Origin of the sequence: Psychromonas marina (assembly GCF_030161115.1) — a bacterium.
Lineage (GTDB): Bacteria > Pseudomonadota > Gammaproteobacteria > Enterobacterales > Psychromonadaceae > Psychromonas > Psychromonas marina.
The window spans coordinates 33,670-52,363 of the sequence record NZ_BSPQ01000018.1 but is presented as its reverse complement, the minus strand read 5'-3'; the positions used below and the strand labels follow the sequence as shown (position 1 = coordinate 52,363).

Sequence of the window (18,694 nt, the reverse complement as noted above, 5' to 3'; positions counted from 1 at the left end):
TTTAAATTTGCTAGATATATATAGTATTAGGGCGCATAAATCAAACTCAGCTTCATCATCGTTTGAATTTGCTTAACTTGATCTATCTATTTTTATGAGTAGTAAGAAGCTTTTAATCATAAAATGGGGCTAGGGTTGAATTATTTGTTTTGTAAAAATCAATGACATTATAACTTATTCTATTTTATCTTTGACTTGCTTTATGGGTCACAGGAAGGGGCTTATGAAGGCTTGATAGCGTTATTGGGTGAGGTAGTATGTGGATAAAGTTCGCTTTACTTTATGGTGTGTATATTGGTGTTTTAATTTACGCTTTGTCTCTCTATATGCGTATATAAAGCAACTCAAATGAAAGCACTTCTAACATTCTAAAATAAGAAAAATGATGAAAAAATACCTGTTATTGACCATTGTAGTGGTTATCTTTACTGCTGTTTGGTTGTCGAAGTCAGATCCACAATCAACAACCTTAGCAAAGACTACCAAGCAAGTTGTTGAAGTGATTAACGTTGATAAACAGATGTTGCATGAAAATGTTTCTATTTTAGGTACCGTGTTTGCGAAGCACTCTGTGGAGATAAAGCCAGAGTCAGAAGGAAAAATAAAAGCGATCCATGTGAGTTCTGGTCAGATTGTTGAGCAGGGGATGGTATTGATGGAACTTGATAATCGTCATCAGTTAGCGGTCGTTAAGCGAGAGCAAGCACGTTTGATTGATAGCCAGCGACAGTATGAAAATTATAAACAACTATTCCCCAAAGGTGCAGTAACTCAAAAGCTACTAGATAGCGCAGAAACACAATGGTTGATACAACAAGCTGAACTATTATTAGCGCAAGCTGCATTGCAAGACAAAACGATTATTGCGCCATTTTCAGGTAAAGTTGGGCTTGTTGATTTAAGCCGAGGTCAACTCGTGACCCCTAATACTATTTTGACTACGTTGGATGATGCTAGCGAATTACGCCTTAATGTACCCATCGCGGCTCGTCATTTGCACCTACTTGAAAAACAACAGAAAGTTAATTTACATAGTATGGCGTTGCAAGGGGAAACTATACCTGCAACCTTAACCAGTATTGATAGCCGCGTGAATAGCCAGAGTCTCAATGTTTATCTTCAGTTCAGCATGGATAATACTCACTTAGCGCTTACGCCTGGTAGCTTAGTAACCGCAGATATCCCCCTCAAAAAACAAGCCGAGTTATTGGTGCCTCGTCAAGCGATTGTTTACCAAGGGCATGAACGTTTTGTCTATCGTGTTGAAGATGATGCTGTGTTTAAAGTTGCAGTAACACTGGGCGAACGTAACGATGAGAGTGTTCAGATTTTAAGTGGATTAGTGAGCAATGATACAGTCGTTTATAAAGGTACGGTTAAACTTTATGATGGTGCAAAGGTTGATATTAAATCATGAGAATTTCTGACTTTGCGATGTATCGACCTGTTTCTGCGGTTGTATTAAGTATTTTATTGGTGCTATTTGGGGTAGTGGGTTTTAATTTGTTACCCGTACGTGAGATGCCGGATGTGGAAAGTCCAGTTGTTTCAGTAGGTACTTCTTATGGTGGCAGTGCCTCTTCAATCATTGAAACACAAATAACCCGACCGATTGAAGATGAGTTAAATGGCATTGATGGTATTGATTATATCTGGTCATCATCTTGGGATGGTTGGTCAGGGATTAATATCGCCTTTAAACAAGGGCACGATATGCTTGAAGCGGTCAGTGATGTTCGCGACGCAGTGAGTCGGGCACGTAATCGTTTACCCGATGATGCTAATGAGCCGGTGGTACGTAAAAGTAACAGTGAAGGTGCGCCAATGATGTGGCTGAACCTTGCTAGTAGCAAACTGGATCGTGTTGAGTTAAGTGATTATGCCCAGCGAGTCTTGATTGAACGGTTAAGCTTATTACCGGGCGTGAGTGCGATAAATACGTCTGGTGTTGTGGAGCGTGTTTTATATATAGAATTAGACCCTACGGCGTTAGCGGTGCGTGGTTTAACAACCAATGATGTTGTTAATGCTCTGCATGCAGAAAACATCCAACTTCCTGCTGGTTATATACGCAATAAAAGTCTTAACCTTGTAGTAAGAATGGAACGTTTATATCAACAAGCCGAGGACTTTTCCAACTTAAAGATTACTGAGATTAATGCTACATCGGTGCTTTTATCCGATCTCGCCAATATTTATGTGGGCGCTAAAAGTGAAACCACCACCTTCAAAGCGAACAATGTAGATAGCCTTGGTTTAGGGATCGTAGCGATGTCTAAATCTAACCCTTTGGATGTCTCTAAAGAGGTCAATAAAGCATTACAACAACTGCAACACTTCCTACCTGAAGGGACAACATTACAAGTTGATTTCGATAGTACGGTGTTTATTGATGCGGCAATTAATGAAGTTTACAAAACACTTTTGATCACCGCGCTGCTAGTGATTGCGACGTTATACCTGTTTTTAGGCCGACTCAGTGCAACGATTATCCCCGCACTGACCGTTCCTATCTCGTTGATTGCTGCATTTTCAGTAGCTTATTTATTTGGTTACACGATTAACCTAATCACCTTGATGGCATTAATATTGGCAATCGGCTTGGTGGTTGATGATGCAATTGTTGTTGTTGAAAATATAATTCGTCATCGTCAACAGGGTGAATCACCGATGATGGCTGCTTTTAAAGGGGCGAAAGAACTTAACTTTGCGGTGATCGCAACCACGGTGGTGTTGGTGATGGTCTTTTTACCGTTGATTTTTGTTGAAGGTCAAATTGGTGATCTGTTTACTGAATTTGCGATTGTACTTTCTGCTGCTGTCATTTTCTCTTCGATACTGGCGTTAACAATTGTACCTGTGCTTGCAGAACGTTTATTTGGCGACACTTTTAATGCCTCCCCGCCTAGTCGATTATCCGTTGCAATGAACAAGGTGATGCTTAATTTAAGCACCATCTATCGTCGTGTTTTATCGTTATTACTCAAGCAGCGTTATTTTTCACTGTTGATATTAGTCGCGAGCTTTATTTCCCTCTATTACAGTTATCAAGCCCAGCAGATGGCATTAGGACCAACAGAAGATCGTGGTGTTGTTAATGTTTATGTTGGTGGTACAGAGGCTACTAGCTACGAGCGTATGGTTAAGAGCATGGATCAGATAAATGCGAAACTAATGCCGCTTGCATCTGATCAGGGGCCTATTGACTCACTTAACTACTCAGCGCCTGCATTTGGTACTTGGGCTGATCACCAAGGTTTTTTTATTATCCGCTTAAAAGATTGGTCTGAGCGTAATATGAGTGCCGCGCAGGTTGTGGAACAAATACGTGAGTTAACGCACGATATAACCGATGTGCAAGTCCACCCATATCTGCCTAGTATGGGCGGTAATTCAGGTGAACCTATTTCTTTTGTGGTGCAGGGTGAAAATTACGATGAACTCTACGAGCATGCATTAGCATTGCAGCGACAAGCTGAACAAAGTGGATTAATGGATGGTGTTAAACTCGATTACAATCCAACCACCCCTGAAATATTAGTACACGTAAATCACGCTGCAGCCAGAGAGTTAGGTATTAATGTCAGTGATATTGCTACCACACTTGAAGTGTTTTTAGGTGGACAAACGCAAACGCGATTTGAGCAGAAGGGCGAGGAGTATGATGTTTACCTTAAAGCGGATGAAACACACTTTAATAGTGCTAATGATTTAAGTCAGATTTACCTGCGTTCAAAGTCAGGGGCGTTAGTCTCACTTGATACGCTCATTTTCACTGAGGAAAAGGCATCAGCGCGTGGTTTATTCCATTTTCAACGTAAAAAGTCGATTACCTTAAAAGCGAGTTTGCTCAATGATGCAAGTTTAGGTGAGGCGCTAACCTACCTAAATCAACAAGCTGATGAACTGTTACCGACGGGGTATACCTATGATTATTCAGGTGAATCAAAATCCTATTACGATAATCAAAAGGAGGTTTGGTTACTGTTTGTGATGGCATTGTTTGTCTGTTATCTGGTGCTTGGTGCTCAGTTTGAAAGTTTTATCAGTCCTGCCGTCGTGATGCTAACGGTACCCATTGGGTTGTTAGGGGGATTACTGGGTATTTTAATCACAGGTGAAACGTTCAATCTTTACAGCCAATTAGGATTGCTGATGTTAATTGGTATGGCAACAAAAAATGGTATTTTAATTGTAGAGTTTGCAAATCAATTACGCGATCAGGGACAAGATGTAAAAGAGGCGGTTATTAATGCAGCGGTACAACGCTTACGACCTATTTTGATGACCACCATGACAACTATTTTGGGCGCCGTTCCGATGTTGATCGCTTCTGGTGCTGGGGCTGAAACTCGGTTTGCTGTTGGGGTTGTTATCTTCAATGGCATGCTATTAGCAACCATCGTGACACTATTTATTGTCCCTAGTCTGTATGCATTGATTGGACAATTTAGTCATTCACCACAAGCCCGTGTGGATGCACTCGATAATGCGCTTAACAGAACATCAAAAATAACCTAACGCCTTGTTTTTTATCAACTCAAAAACAAGGCCTTCAGCTATCACCTTGTGCGATTTCATTGAGTGAATAAGATTACCGCTGCGTTTGAACGATTTAATTAACTTAACCTGAATAAATAAGTTAAAATAGCCGGCTATTATCTTATTTTGAGCCCTTATATTAATGACCACTGTCGAAACTACTGTTACAACACCTGCCAACTTTACTGAACTTGGCCTTATTTCACCTTTGTTAGCACGCTTAACTGAGCTGGAATATCAACAGCCTACGCCTATTCAAGCGCAAGCTATCCCAACAGTATTGGCCGGACGCGATTTAATTGCAGGGGCAAATACGGGCTCGGGTAAAACTGCTGCCTTTGCATTGCCATTGCTACAACAGTTACATAACAATAAGCCTTTGAGCGCTAAAAAAAGTACTGGCAACTATGTAACCGGACTTATCTTAGTGCCAACACGTGAACTTGCGAAACAAGTAGCTGATAGCATTAAGTCTTATGCTGCGCATTTTAATGGTGCAATTAAGACCGTTGCTGTATTTGGTGGTGTATCAACGAATACACAAATGCTTGCCCTACGTGGTGGTGCAGATATTTTAGTGGCAACACCGGGTCGATTATTGGATCTTATTTCAAGTAATGCGATTAAACTCGACAAAGTGAAAACCCTGGTACTCGATGAAGCCGATCGTATGTTAAGCCTTGGTTTTACCGAAGAGTTATCTGCATTGTTAGCATTGTTGCCAAAACAGAAGCAAACCTTACTGTTTTCTGCCACCTTTCCTGAGCAAGTACAAACATTAACGCAGCAGTTACTTAATCAACCTATTGAAATTCAATTACAAAGTGCCGATGCGAGTACGCTAGTACAGCGTGTTTTTAATGTTAATAAAGGTCAAAAAACGGCGTTGTTATCGCATTTAATTAAGTTACATCAATGGCAACAAGCACTGATTTTCGTTAATTCTAAAAATGGTTGTAACCATTTAGCAGAAAAACTATCTAAGCGTGGTATTAGCGCTGAAGTATTTCATGGTGATAAAGGTCAAGGCGCACGTACGCGCGTACTTGATGGCTTTAAAGCAGGGGAGATACAAGTGCTAATCGCAACAGATATTGCCGCGCGTGGTCTTGATATTGAAAAACTACCTGTGGTCATTAACTTCGATTTACCAAGAAGTCCTGCAGATTATATGCATCGTATCGGACGAAGTGGTCGTGCCGGTGAAGTGGGCTTAGGTTTATCGATTATCGATTGTGATGATTATCATCATTTCAAAGTGATCGAGAAGAAAAACAAGATCCGCCTTGAACATGAACAAATTTCTGGCTTTGAGTTAAGTGAAGCGTTCAGTGAGTCGATTGCTGATGTTGAAAAACCGATGGCAAAACCTGCAGGCACGGGTAAGAAAAAACGTAATAAAGTAGAGCAAGTTAATGCTGACATTTGGTCTGGAAAGTATTAATTAAAGCAATTTTAAATTGACCTGTTATTAGGCCTTGGTGTTACGTTGAAAAACGATTACTAAGGCCTGCTTTAAAAAGATCCCTCCCTTTAAGTCTTCAATTCGAGATGCTAACTGCGTGTTGTTATTGCCTTACGCTATTTATCCGTATCATAAATTCAATATCTATATTGGTTAAATTTGTATGAAAACTTAGATTAACCTTACTTTTTATGTTTAATCTTTTACATCAACATCTTAAAATAAATTATTTGTCATTATTGCTTTATTAATGCCCGCTAAGTTGTTATAAACACACAGGAAACGGATTAGTTGAATATTATTTTTAATAATAAGATTTCAGCACTATTTAGGGTATTAAAGGGAATTAATATGAGTTCATTATCAGTTCAGTGGAAAATAACGTTGCTATCGGGGCTTTGTCTGCTTCTCGTCGCGACATCACTGATTGGCTTTACATCTTTATCTTCATCATCAAATCAACAAGTCATACAACGTCAAAGTTCACAGATGGTTGGCAATCAATCTGAACAATTACTTATGAGTGCGGCGCATACACAAGCCTCAATCGTACAAAAATACCTCGATGAAGCAACGTATCGTGCTGAAATGCTTGCTGAAAGTATTATCTTTTTACAGTTTAATGCAGAAGAAAATTACACTAATAGCTCTGAGTTGCGAACGTCTATTTCAGAACTGTTAAAACGCTCAGTAGTGACATTTGATAATATGCATGGCGCATTTACCACCTTTGAAACCAATATGCTCGACGATGAAGATTCAAATTATGTGACTGCAGAGTATGTGAGTTCAAATGATGCAGGGCGATTTTCACCGTATTGGTATAAAAATAGTAATAATGAAGCTATTTTAGAGATCAGAAATGAGCAACAGATTAAAGATACTTCCCTCTCTGCTACCGGTCAGGAAAATAATAGTTGGTATACCTGCAGTATTAACAATCAGCGCATGTGTGTGCTTGAACCCTATTCACATACTAATAATTTCGTGACCACCATTACCGTACCGCTAAGAAAAGCACAACAGATCATTGGTGTGATGGGCATTGAAATTAAGATTGATCTGTTACAACAATATGCTCAGCAAGCTGATAAAGCATTATTTGATGGTGCCGGTGGGGTTACTATTGTTAGTAATAGTGGCTTACTTGTTGCTCAAGCGGGTAATATCGCAGGTCATGATGGTTCAGCTAAAGAAAGATTACCTGCAAAACTAAATGACTGGTTAGCAGAAGGCGTTGCACAGTCACAATGGAGCTCTGATGAACAACTGTTAACAGTGTTTATGCCCATTAAATTAGGCGCTACCAATTGGGGGATTATCATTACGATGCCCCGTGATACTGTGATGGCTGATGCGCTTGCGCTTAATAGCCTGATTGAAAAGCAAGCATCGGAAACATTTAGATTTCAGTTAGTAACAGGCATTATTGTTACTTTTATTGGTCTAATCGTCATTTGGTTTGCAGCCGTGAAGTTAGTGGCACCGATCAAGAATGTCGTTAATCGTTTAAAAGATATTGCCAGTGGTGAGGGTGATTTAACACAACGACTTGATGTTAAAAGTCAGGATGAAGTAGGTGAGTTAGCTACTTGGTTTAATCGCTTTTTAGATACTCTTCAAGATACCATTAAACAGATTGTTGAAAGTGCTGACGAGTTGAGTAAAACCTCACAACAAGCGAGTGATATTGCGGTGCAATCACGTCAAGGTAGTGAGGCACAATTTAGAGAAGTCGACATGGTGGCAACGGCCTCTGAAGAGATGACTCAAACAGCTGCAGTGGTCGTAGAAAATGCTGGATATGCAGTTAAAATGGCCTCTCAGGCTGATCAATCAGCGCAATCCGGGAAATTGGTAGGACAGCAGTCAGCTAATTCAATGCAAGAGTTGGTAGAAAGAATGGCACAAGCTGTTCCTGTTGCGAATGAACTTGAAAAAAATAGCAACAATATCAATGAGATACTGTCTGTTATTCAAAGTATTTCAGAACAGACAAATTTACTCGCGCTTAATGCTGCGATTGAAGCTGCACGTGCGGGAGAACAGGGGCGTGGTTTTGCTGTCGTAGCCGATGAAGTTCGTGGGTTAGCAAGCAGAACACATGACTCGGTGGATCAAATTCGAATTGTGATAGAACAGTTACAGTCGGGGACTCGCAGCGTAACCAATGCGATTGCAGAGGGTAATCACCTCGCCGTTGAAACAGAGCAACAAGTACAACAGGCGGTAAATAGCTTAACCGATATCTCAAGTTTTGTTGCTGATATACAGCGAATGAATAGTGAGATAGTTAACGCAGCAGAAGAGCAAAAATCGGTTTCAACAGAAGTGAATGTTAATGTATCCAATATTCGTGAATTAAGTGAATCCATTTTAGAGCAATCAACTGCTTCTGAACAGATTGGCGAAAATATTGCAAGCTTATCGATACAACAGCAGCGATTAGTTGGACAGTTTAAAGTTTAGTTGTGCTTTATTGATGTAAAGTAGCGGTGTGGTTTAGCTATTCGTAAATCACGCTGTTACTCAACATAATCTTAATTGCCTACAACAACGCTTTATTACTGGAGAATATAATAATATGGTGCATATCTCAGGAACCCATTGGTCTGGCAGTTTACGATTTATTAATACAGTTGAAGCTAGCGGATCAGTCAATGGGTATTCATGGCTGTTGCAATCAAAATCAGATTCATGGGTATTGGAAATTGCCGAAGAGCAAGGGATTCAAGCGAGCGATTTACCCTTGGTGGGCTTTGGTTGTGCAGGTTGGTTATACGAGAGCAGTAAACAGATATTACCTACTACTGAAGTCGAGTTTGGTCACTACTTAAATCAACAGCTTGAAATTGTCTTTAATCTGTTATCTCAAAATAAACTCCGCTATTTTCCTGCTGTTAGTTGTCCCTGTAGCGAGTAAAGTAGCGAGGCTTTTTGCAAACTAATACTTTTACACTCCTCGCTAAAATTACCTATTAAACATGATACTTAATTTTCTGAAAAGTTAGATCATGAAATAATGACGAGCAACCAAGTTAAAGCAACTTATTTGCCGATTTATACGGTTTGAAAAGAGAGTTTAAATAATTAATCGGTCACTATTTGTCCGCGATACATTCTTACTGCCTTTTTTTTGTTTTTGATATTTTTCGTAGTGGTGTCTATATCGCCTTCATCTAGTGCAGCTTTGTTCGATTTTAGTGCATCTTGTGGTTGTACCCTCTGACTGTTCTCAATAATTTGACCACGATAAGTTTTTGTTTCTTTAGGGACATCCTTTTCTAATTGTGTTTCTTGAGGTGCAAAAATATCGTGTTTTTGTGTGTTCATCTTTTGATTTTCTGTCTCCGACTTTTCCTCAATGTTTTGTGTTTCATTAGTAGCAGCATGATAAACCTTAGGTTCGCTTTTAGCTGCCATAGAAGAAGGACTATTGACGTTATTTCCACCTGCAATCTTTGCTTCATTGAGTGCGTTTTTAGCATTATTTTGTAACATTGATTTAGTGGTTGGAAAAAGAGATGAGATACCGACACTAAGGGTAATAAAGTCATTTACTTGTGTGTGTTTATGCTCTGTCTTGGCGTTGGCAACGACTTCGCATAAACGCTCCCCAATAGCTTGTACTGCAACAGCTGTAGTGCCTTTGGCTAAAATAGTAAAACCGTGTTGTTCATTATAAGATAATAAACAATGGTTTTTCTCACAAATATTTTTTAGTGACAATGCAATCGAAATAAGCATAAAAGATGCACCTTGAATGCCATAATGTTCAACATATTCTGGATAATAATCAATCTCACAAAGTAATACCGAAAGTAGTTGTTTCTTGTCTGCGGCTGTTTGCCATTGTTGCGCGAAAGCGTGGTTAAAATCTGCTGGAGCTGCAATATCCATTTGTGACATAACCCCTTTGAAATCTTTACTTAGCGGAGGTGTTGATTGCTGCTGGTTTTTAATCGCAAACAGTTTTGTGCTTGATGTTGATGGCTCTATAACTCGATTATTCTGTGACATATTATTTAATCTCTGTTCCGTTGTGTGAATCCACTGTTGATACTAATAGCAATTGCAGTGCCATTTTTTCATTAGTACAGAGAGTTTCGCTATGGCGAGAGACGCGCAGGTAAGTGAGGCGCAATGCATGAACAACTACCGGTAAAAAATATTGGATAATGCGATCAGTCTCAAATTAGTCTTTATTTGATCATACTAGTGATTTGAATGAGTTTAAAACACGGTGTTTTAGGTCTCCAGCTATGTTAAATTGGTTTCGTTATGATCATTTATTTAAACCATCAAAAAAATTTACAGGATGTAATATGAAAATTATCTTGATATTAATTGCTATCGTCACTTTTATATTTGTCTCTCGTTTAGTGATGCAAAATATCACTGCACCAAGCCATTTAGGCCATAAAGCCGGACAACTAGCGCCAATGCCTGATAAGCCAAATGCAGTGTCGAGTCAAACAGATATAGTGGATAAACGTGTTGATCCCCTCCAGTATAAAGCGGATGCAGAGGATACAATGAGTGCAGTAATCGACGCGCTGAGCAGCATGGGAAACAATGAAATACAGGAACAACAAAGCCACTACATTTATAGTGTATTTACGACGCCTAAATTACATTTTCACGATGATGTTGAAATTCTACTTGATGAACAAACCAAGCAAGTACATTTTCGCTCTCAGTCACGTGCAGGCCATTCAGACCTTGGTGTGAATCGTCAGCGCTACGATCAATTTAAAGCGTTATATAATAAATAATATGTTTACGTTAAGATCATTACTTTTCAGCCTTGATAGGCAATGATCTTAGCTCAACAGTTAACCTTCCATTTATAGACCCGTTACTATTCACAACACTACATTCAGCAAGACCTAAGGTGTACCGATTTGAGGCAGGAAACTGAAGGCCTAACGGATTCATTCGACGTTTTCTAACAGCGAAAGTATTTGTCTAATTAATTACCCGGCGGGTCGCTAATGTAATAAAATAAGTTCAAACTAGCTATACAACCAACGATAAAACAAACAGTTACCAACTCAGCGCTTTATTTCATGGCATCAATATGGAGCTAGGAAAGCACTGACATGATAGGAGCATCAATGCATAATAATTATAATAAACTCAAACAACATTTTCTTAAAATAGACCACTTCAGACATTTATCTGCGATTACGGGTTGGGACCAAGCGGCAATGATGCCCTCGGGAGGAAATGACGCGCGTTCTGCGGCGATGGCTGAGTTATCTACACATATTCATCAACTTTCGACTCAACCGGTGATTGCTGAATTATTAGATAACGTTGCTAATGAATCACTTTCAAACGAACAGCAAGCTTCAGTTAGGGAGATGGCACGCACTTATAAGCTCTCCACAGTGTTACCGGAAGCATTGGTTAAAGCTAAATCACTGGCGGGTTCTAAATGTGAGCATGCATGGCGAGGCCAACGACCTGAAAATGATTGGAATGGGTTTAGTAAAAACTTGAAATCGGTGGTTGAACTTACTCAGGAGGAAGCACAAATACGCTCTGAGTCCTTAGGTGTTTCTCCTTATGATGCGATGCTCGACATTTATGAACCGGGTACGACAAGTGAATCACTTGATAGCATTTTTAATAATGTAAAAGGCTGGTTACCGGGACTAATACAAGACGTTCAAGATAAACAAAAATCTGAAGTTTATAAAAAGCCAAGTGAAACATATTCAATTGAAGATCAGAATGCACTTGGTAAAGAGGTGATGGATCTACTTGGTTTTGACCTCAACCATGGTCGACTTGATATTAGTTCTCATCCTTTTTGCGGAGGCGTTCCCTCTGACGTGCGTATTACCACCCGTTATGATGAGCAGGATTTTGTGCAATCGTTAATGGGCATCGTACATGAAACAGGACACGCTCGTTATGAACAAGGTTTGCCAAAGCACCTAGCAGGTTTGCCGGTCGGAGAAGCGCGCTCGATGGGGATTCACGAATCTCAGTCTTTGTTTTTTGAAATGCAATTAGGGCGTAGTGATGCGTTTATTCATAAACTGTCGCCATTAGCGGTTAAACATTTTAGCCACAATGATCCTGCTATTTTTGCTGCTGATAATCTGCAAAAAATTTATACGCGTGTACAACCTGGTTTTATTCGTGTTGATGCTGATGAAGTGACTTACCCTGCTCATGTGATGTTGCGTTATGAAATAGAACGCGATTTAATTAATCAAAAAATCACCTACCAAGATATACCTGATCTATGGGATATCGGTATGAAAAAGTACCTAAATCTATCCACAAAGGGTAATTATAAAGATGGATGTATGCAGGACATTCACTGGACTGATGGCAGCATGGGTTATTTTCCAAGTTACACCTTAGGCGCTATGTATGCAGCACAACAGATGGCAACCATGAAACAAACGGTCGATGTTGATAGTGCGATAGAGTCGAATGATCTATCACCTATCTTCAATTGGTTATCTGAAAATATATGGCAAAAGGGGAGTTTGTTAGCAACCGATGAGCTAGTTAAACAAGCCACGGGTGAAACGTTAAATCCAAGTCATTTCAAAGCACACTTATTTAAGCGTTACCTCGGTTAAATAGTGTTTTTGAACAGTCCAACTTATTCTTAATAAGGCGAATAAGTTGGGCAAACGTAAAAAAAAATATAATCAACAGTTCAAATTTCCTCTTCTCTAAATCATTACTCAACACAGGAACGACTTCATGCAAGCGCAATTCATCGATAATAACGTAGTGTATCGTCAACACAATTTTCAATTGCCATTAGATCATCAGCAACCCACTCTAGACCGAATCAATGTTTTTGCTCGTGAGTTGGTTGCTTTGGATAAACAGGATAGTGATCTACCTTGGCTTGTTTATCTGCAGGGCGGGCCAGGTTTTGAATCGCCACGTGCAAGTGCTAACACGGGTTGGATGAAGCGTGCGCTAAAACAATATCGTGTTTTATTATTAGACCAACGTGGTACGGGTCATAGTAGCGCAATAGATTATCAATCAATAGCGCATCTAAGCCCTGCGCATCAAGCACAATATCTGACTCATTTTCGTGCTGATAGTATAGTGCGGGATGCTGAAGCGATTCGTAGCGAACTTGGTATTGAGAAATGGGCAACGTTAGGACAAAGCTTTGGTGGTTTTTGTACACTGACTTACCTTTCGTTATTTCCTGCTAGTTTATCGCACTGTTATATTACTGGTGGAATACCCTCTATTACACGGCCTGCGGATCAGGTTTATCAAGCAACCTATCAACGTGTTATCGATAAAAACAGCGCTTTTTTTGCTCAATTCCCCGCAGCACAACAGATTTGTAAAGAGATTGCTTTATTTCTTGATGAAAACAATGTGTTGTTACCCAATGGGCAGCATTTTAGCGTCGAGCAGTTTCAATTGATTGGTATTAACTTGGGGCGCGGTAATGCCAACATGGGGCTTTATATGTTGCTAGAAAATGCGTTTATGATTGTTAATGGTGATAAGCAGCTGAGTTATCGTTTTTTAAATCAGATGCAACAGGAGCAAAGCTATTTAACCAATCCTATCTACGCGTTATTGCATGAGCCAATTTATAATCAACAGCAAGCCTCTAATTGGTCTGCACATCGTGTGAGGCGGCAGTTTGATCAATTCAATTATAAATCGGGCGATGACTTCTGGTTTACTGGAGAAATGGTTTACCCATGGATGTTTGACCAACTCGCCACCTTGAAGCCGTTACAGGAAGCTGCAAATTTGTTAGCGGAAAAACAGGATTGGTGTGATTTGTATGATCCCCAAGTACTGGCTAATAACCAAGTGCCAATTGCCTGTGCTGTTTATGTAGAAGACATGTTCGTTGAGTTTGATTACAGCCGAGAAACGTTAGCAAATATTCCCAACTCAAAAGCATGGTTCACTAATGAATATGAACACAATGGGTTAGGTGTTGATGGTGAGAAAATATTGGGTCGTCTAATTGAATTGGTTCAGGATATAAACAACCTACCCACTTAACGGCTTATCCTTGTATTGTGCCAAAGATCAGAACGTTATTTTAAATCTAAAGGAAGATATCGCTTGATACTAGATTTTGTTTTACTTTTTGTCGCCGGCATAATAGGTGGAATTTTAAACTCGATTGCGGGTGGCGGGAGTTTTGTGACTTTTCCGGCACTGGTTTTTGTAGGTGTTCCACCGCTTATTGCCAATGCTACTAATACCTTTGCTTCCTGCGGAGGTTATCTAAGTGGCGTTTATGCCTTTAAAGATAAATTAAAGAATCGCCCCCAAGAGCTATTTTTGATTATCATCTGCAGCTTAGTGGGAGGAGGGGGCGGTGCCTATTTATTATTAAATACATCTGAAAGTGTCTTTCAGCAAGCTGTCCCCTGGTTATTACTGTTTGCCACTTTATTGTTTATATTTGGTGCACAGGCGAATGCGTTGTTAAAGTCCTACGCCGAAAAAAACCGTTATGCTACTCGCTTTAGGTTGTTGTTTTTATCTATTACCCTTTTAGCTATCTGTATTTATGGTGGTTTCTTTAATGCGGGATTGGGTATTATCGTGTTGAGTTATTTAACCCTGTGTGGGCATTCAGACATGAATGTAATGAACGCCATTAAATTAGTCGTCTCTTCTACCGTCTCCTTGATCGCGATATTTCTATTTGTGCTGAGTGATTCTATCGCTTGGGTAGAGGGCACTTTTGTGCTCGTTGGCACCTTACTTGGTGGATACTTTTCAGCTCACATATCGATGAGGGTCTCTCAGCAGTATACACGACGATTGGTCATTATTATGAGTATCATCATTACCCTTTATTTTTTCTATATCACTTAATAAATTAACCTGGATTAATTTTTGATGTTTATTTCTCGGGTCTATATTTAATACCGTCATAGTTTTTATTGATGCTAGGTATCGGTTATGCCTATAACGTTTAAGCTTTAAATTTATTTTTATTGTATCTTGTTGTTTTTTATTGATTAAGTTAGTGTGATGGATGAAAAGTTGGTGTGAATAAACGCGTAAAAATGAGTATAATATTGGGTCTTATTTAGACTGTGTGATGTAGCTTTGTATGATTATTGCAATTATTTGAAAACAGGCATATTTTCACTTTTTAATGTTGTAAATGCCTTATAAAATAGCCACTTAACTCGTTATTTGATTTTTTGTTTATCACGTATCAATTTTTATGGAAATACTCAGATGAAATCGCTAATTTTATTCAGTTTGCTGTACCTGAATTCACTTGTATTCAATCCGTTGTTCGCTGCTGAAAAAATAATTTTTTGGAACGGTCATCAACATACTGAATATATGAATCATCTGGTTGAGGCATTCGAAAAGAAAACTGGCATTGAAGTAGAGCTACATCAATTCTTATCACCTCAACTGCGAGATGTGATTGTAAACCAAGCTAATACCGAAGAATTACCCGATATGTTATATATTCCTGGGGATTTTGTTGGTTTATACAAAGATATAAAATTATCGCCGGTTCCAGATGAGTGGGTTTCGTCTGAGATAGATGTGCGTGTAAAAGACTCTGGAAAAGTAAAGGGCACAAATTATGGTATTCCTCTTTTTCAAGGTAATCACCTCATGCTTTTTTATAATCGCTCTCTAGTTAAACAGCCGATATTGGATTGGGATCAATTACCAGAACAAGTCGCTACCTTTTCCAAGCAGGTAACATTTCCAATCACGTGGAATTATCGCGAGATGTATTGGTTGATTCCATTTATGTCTGGCTTTAATGCTTGGCCTATTGATGGAGAAAAAATTACCCTCAATACCCCTGAAATGGTCGATGCGCTTAATTTTTATAAGCAGTTAACTGATGATGGATTAGTAGATCCTGATTGTGATCATGACTGTAGTGTGACACGTTTTAAAGCAGGACAGTCGGCGTACATGATCAATGGTGATTGGGTTATTCGTGATTTAGAAAAGACCTTGGGTGATGATTTGGGCATTGCGATGTTACCCGAAATAAAGGGTAAAGCGATGACACCTATGTTTAGTAGTTATGTCTTAGCTTATCCCTCATTGACGCAAGATATTAAAAAGTTAGCCTTATTGAAACGCTTCAGTTTATTTGCTCAAGATAACCAGGGACAGCAAATCATATTGAAAGAGGCTGGGTTAATGCCTGTTAATAATAAAGTATTAAGAGAGCAGACGGGGGAGCAAACAGAAAATCAATTGATGGTGATTAAGCAGATGCGTGCAACTCGAACCATGCCTACGACGGATAAAATGGCGGTTGCTTGGTCTGCAATGGGTAAAGGCTTTACACGCTTTATGGATCATAATTATCCTGCTGAAAAAACCGTTATCTTGATGCAGAGGTTTGCTGATAGAGAAGTTAAGCGTCGAAGTGCAATCGAATACAATTAAAGGGAAGAAATAACTTTGCGCTTACGAACTCTGAGTTTTATATTATTGACCTTGGTCGCCTTGGTACCATGTATTGTTCTTTCGGTAGTGATTTATCAGAAAGTATATAATCTGACCGAAAATGCTGTCGAGGAAAAATTAGATCGTGTTGCTAAGCAGGTTAACGTTGATGTTATCCATCAATTTGAACTGTTAGCAACCGGTCTTGATCTTCTCTCTAAAACGAAGCTGATGCGTTTAGGCATGGATAATCTTCTGTTTTCTAGACGTCTGTATATCGAAATCAATGATTTTGGTAAAAATAATCCATTAATAGAATCCCTTTATCTTGTATCAGAAGATGGTGCGGTAGTTGAGTCTTATGCCGGGGATATACTCGCATTGGAAGATTCAGACTTGGTTAAGTTTGACCAGCATAATAGTTCAATGATGTATTCAGATAAAATGGCTGCAGCGCAGTTTGCCGCAAGCCCATGGGTGGTCTATTTTGATGACTCTGAGTTGCTTGCAAAAGAGAATGAGAATGGCGGAATTGCGCTTATTATCCCCATTTATTCATCTGAAAAGATGGATGTTATCGATATTTATGGTTATTTAATTGCGACCATTCCAATTTCTAATCTTATCGCAATGGCTGAATCGGTTAAAAACCATCAAGAGTTGGTTAATATTTCTGTACAGGGAAAATTTATTGATGGTGAAAAAATACTGTTGGACGATGATAATGTCATAAAATCAAGACGTATTGCTGTCACTGGTCAAGGTTTTAAAAATACTGTCCTTATCGATCTTAATGTTGCACAGTCAAGCAAAGAGATAATCAATGATATTCATAAAGAGCTCACGCCCGTATTAACCACAGGTGCTTTCATATTGGTCGTTCTGTTGTTAATTGCCATTACTGTTGCGCACTTTTTCTCGCGTGCATTTAATCAATTAAATCATCTTATTGAAAGTTTCAAATTAGGTGGCGATATCAATTTTAAACCTTTTTTTATTTTAGAATTTCGAGATCTCAATAAGTTATTACAGGTATTACACAGAACCATTAACCAACATGTTCAAATTTTGTCTGATAAGAATAATGAACTCGCTAAAGTTGATAAGTTAAGAGAACATTATCTGCTTGAAGTTCAATCGTTAAATTCAGGCCTGGAACAACAAGTTGAATTAAGAACCGAAGAGTTGGCTATTACGCTCGGAAAAGTGGAACATAGTCATTTTGTATTTCAACAGTTAATTAAATTTCGACGTGATTTAGAGTCTTGTAATAGTAACATTACTATCGCAGCAACCATGCTGAGTAGCCTAAAAATCTGTATTCCTGATATTTCTATCGCATTATTCCTACCTAAACAAGAGAAACATCGCAGTGTTTTCCAACATGTAAATATGGAATTTTTAGACCCGTTTCTAATCAATGAAAAATACTTAGATGATGTCAATATTGATATCACGGGTAAAAAAATAGTAGTTAAAGAAGAAGAGCTTTACTTAAGTAACTTTAATGTCAGTAGTGAACAAACCGGCTGGCTTGTTATTAAAGATAAAGTCAACAGCCCAGAAACTCAGAGCTTGATTACGCTTTTTATTGCAGAAATTAATAGTTATTTGATGATGAGATCGCTCAATGAAAGTTTAGATAGGGCGGCTAGCACCGACTCATTAACTGGAGTTAAAAATCGAAAGGCATTTGATCTTTATTATGCTGAGTTACAAACGAGTCGCCACCCTAGAGCGGGTTTGTTTGTAATTGATGTCAATGGCTTGAAACTAATCAATGATAACCAAGGACATGATCAGGGAGATTTGTTGATAATCAATGCAGCAAACACACTGACCCGCTGCGCTAAAAATATTACTGAAAATGTGTATCGAATAGGGGGTGATGAGTTTGCCATCCTACTCAATGGTATTGAATTAAATCAAGTCGATACATTAATGGCTAACTTAATGCAACAGCAACTTTTTGCTCGTTGTGATAGTTCTGTTGTGAGCTTTTCCTTTGGCTATGAGTGTACTGATAATTGTCGTTTTGATGTGCTCTATAAAACGGCTGACAGCAATATGTACAAAGATAAAGCTGTTTTTTATGGAAGAAGAAAAGGGGATCGTATCTCATAGTAAGAAATAGTGGGTCAGATTATACTGTCCCGCTAACGGCTTTTATTTCCTACCGACCTTGGACTTCATAAATTCTTTTTAAACGTTAGTAACACAACCATTAAGCTGCCAATTACTCTTCTTTGCATTTCTTGAAAGGGCTTT

12 protein-coding genes are annotated in these 18,694 nt (G+C 38.9%); 11 read left to right on the top strand and 1 reads right to left on the bottom strand.

Annotated features, from left to right (window positions below):
* Positions 1-385: 385 nt before the first annotated feature.
* From QQK09_RS16065 to QQK09_RS16045, 5 genes are all read left to right on the top strand, one after another.
* Positions 386-1,417 carry an efflux RND transporter periplasmic adaptor subunit gene (locus QQK09_RS16065; protein WP_284205178.1) on the top strand — a complete coding sequence of 344 codons (1,032 nt, stop codon included), beginning with the start codon at positions 386-388 and terminating at the stop codon, positions 1,415-1,417.
* On the top strand, positions 1,414-4,521 hold the full coding sequence (locus tag QQK09_RS16060; RefSeq protein ID WP_284205177.1) for an efflux RND transporter permease subunit: 3,108 nt from the start codon (positions 1,414-1,416) through the stop codon (positions 4,519-4,521). The genes QQK09_RS16065 and QQK09_RS16060 overlap by 4 nt, the downstream gene beginning before the upstream one ends.
* A gap of 163 nt (positions 4,522-4,684) precedes the next feature.
* Complete coding sequence (locus tag QQK09_RS16055) at positions 4,685-5,986, top strand: DEAD/DEAH box helicase (RefSeq protein ID WP_284205176.1); 1,302 nt, start codon at positions 4,685-4,687, stop codon at positions 5,984-5,986.
* A 372-nt stretch (positions 5,987-6,358) separates the two neighbouring features.
* Positions 6,359-8,476, top strand: coding sequence for a methyl-accepting chemotaxis protein (locus tag QQK09_RS16050; protein WP_284205175.1), 2,118 nt, complete (start codon positions 6,359-6,361; stop codon positions 8,474-8,476).
* Positions 8,477-8,591: 115 nt separating this feature from the next.
* Positions 8,592-8,930 carry a hypothetical protein gene (locus QQK09_RS16045; RefSeq protein WP_284205174.1) on the top strand — a complete coding sequence of 113 codons (339 nt, stop codon included), beginning with the start codon at positions 8,592-8,594 and terminating at the stop codon, positions 8,928-8,930.
* A 167-nt stretch (positions 8,931-9,097) separates the two neighbouring features.
* Here QQK09_RS16045 and QQK09_RS16040 read toward each other — a convergent pair whose 3' ends face one another.
* Complete coding sequence (locus QQK09_RS16040; RefSeq protein ID WP_284205173.1) at positions 9,098-9,907, bottom strand: GGDEF domain-containing protein; 810 nt, start codon at positions 9,905-9,907, stop codon at positions 9,098-9,100.
* Between the two features lie 425 nt (positions 9,908-10,332).
* Here QQK09_RS16040 and QQK09_RS16035 point away from each other — a divergent pair, with 425 nt between their 5' ends.
* From QQK09_RS16035 to QQK09_RS16010, 6 genes are all read left to right on the top strand, one after another.
* Positions 10,333-10,782: a DUF1499 domain-containing protein gene (locus QQK09_RS16035; RefSeq protein ID WP_284205172.1), complete on the top strand. Its 450-nt coding sequence runs from the start codon at positions 10,333-10,335 to the stop codon at positions 10,780-10,782.
* A gap of 342 nt (positions 10,783-11,124) precedes the next feature.
* A complete protein-coding gene (locus tag QQK09_RS16030) occupies positions 11,125-12,612 on the top strand; it encodes a carboxypeptidase M32 (RefSeq protein WP_284205171.1) in 1,488 nt (495 codons plus the stop codon).
* A 127-nt stretch (positions 12,613-12,739) separates the two neighbouring features.
* On the top strand, positions 12,740-14,032 hold the full coding sequence (locus QQK09_RS16025) for an alpha/beta fold hydrolase (RefSeq protein ID WP_284205170.1): 1,293 nt from the start codon (positions 12,740-12,742) through the stop codon (positions 14,030-14,032).
* Between the two features lie 63 nt (positions 14,033-14,095).
* A complete protein-coding gene (locus QQK09_RS16020; protein WP_284205169.1) occupies positions 14,096-14,860 on the top strand; it encodes a sulfite exporter TauE/SafE family protein in 765 nt (254 codons plus the stop codon).
* Positions 14,861-15,232: 372 nt separating this feature from the next.
* Positions 15,233-16,426, top strand: coding sequence for a sugar ABC transporter substrate-binding protein (locus QQK09_RS16015; RefSeq protein ID WP_284205168.1), 1,194 nt, complete (start codon positions 15,233-15,235; stop codon positions 16,424-16,426).
* A gap of 15 nt (positions 16,427-16,441) precedes the next feature.
* Positions 16,442-18,550 carry a sensor domain-containing diguanylate cyclase gene (locus QQK09_RS16010; RefSeq protein WP_284205167.1) on the top strand — a complete coding sequence of 703 codons (2,109 nt, stop codon included), beginning with the start codon at positions 16,442-16,444 and terminating at the stop codon, positions 18,548-18,550.
* Positions 18,551-18,694: the final 144 nt, after the last annotated feature.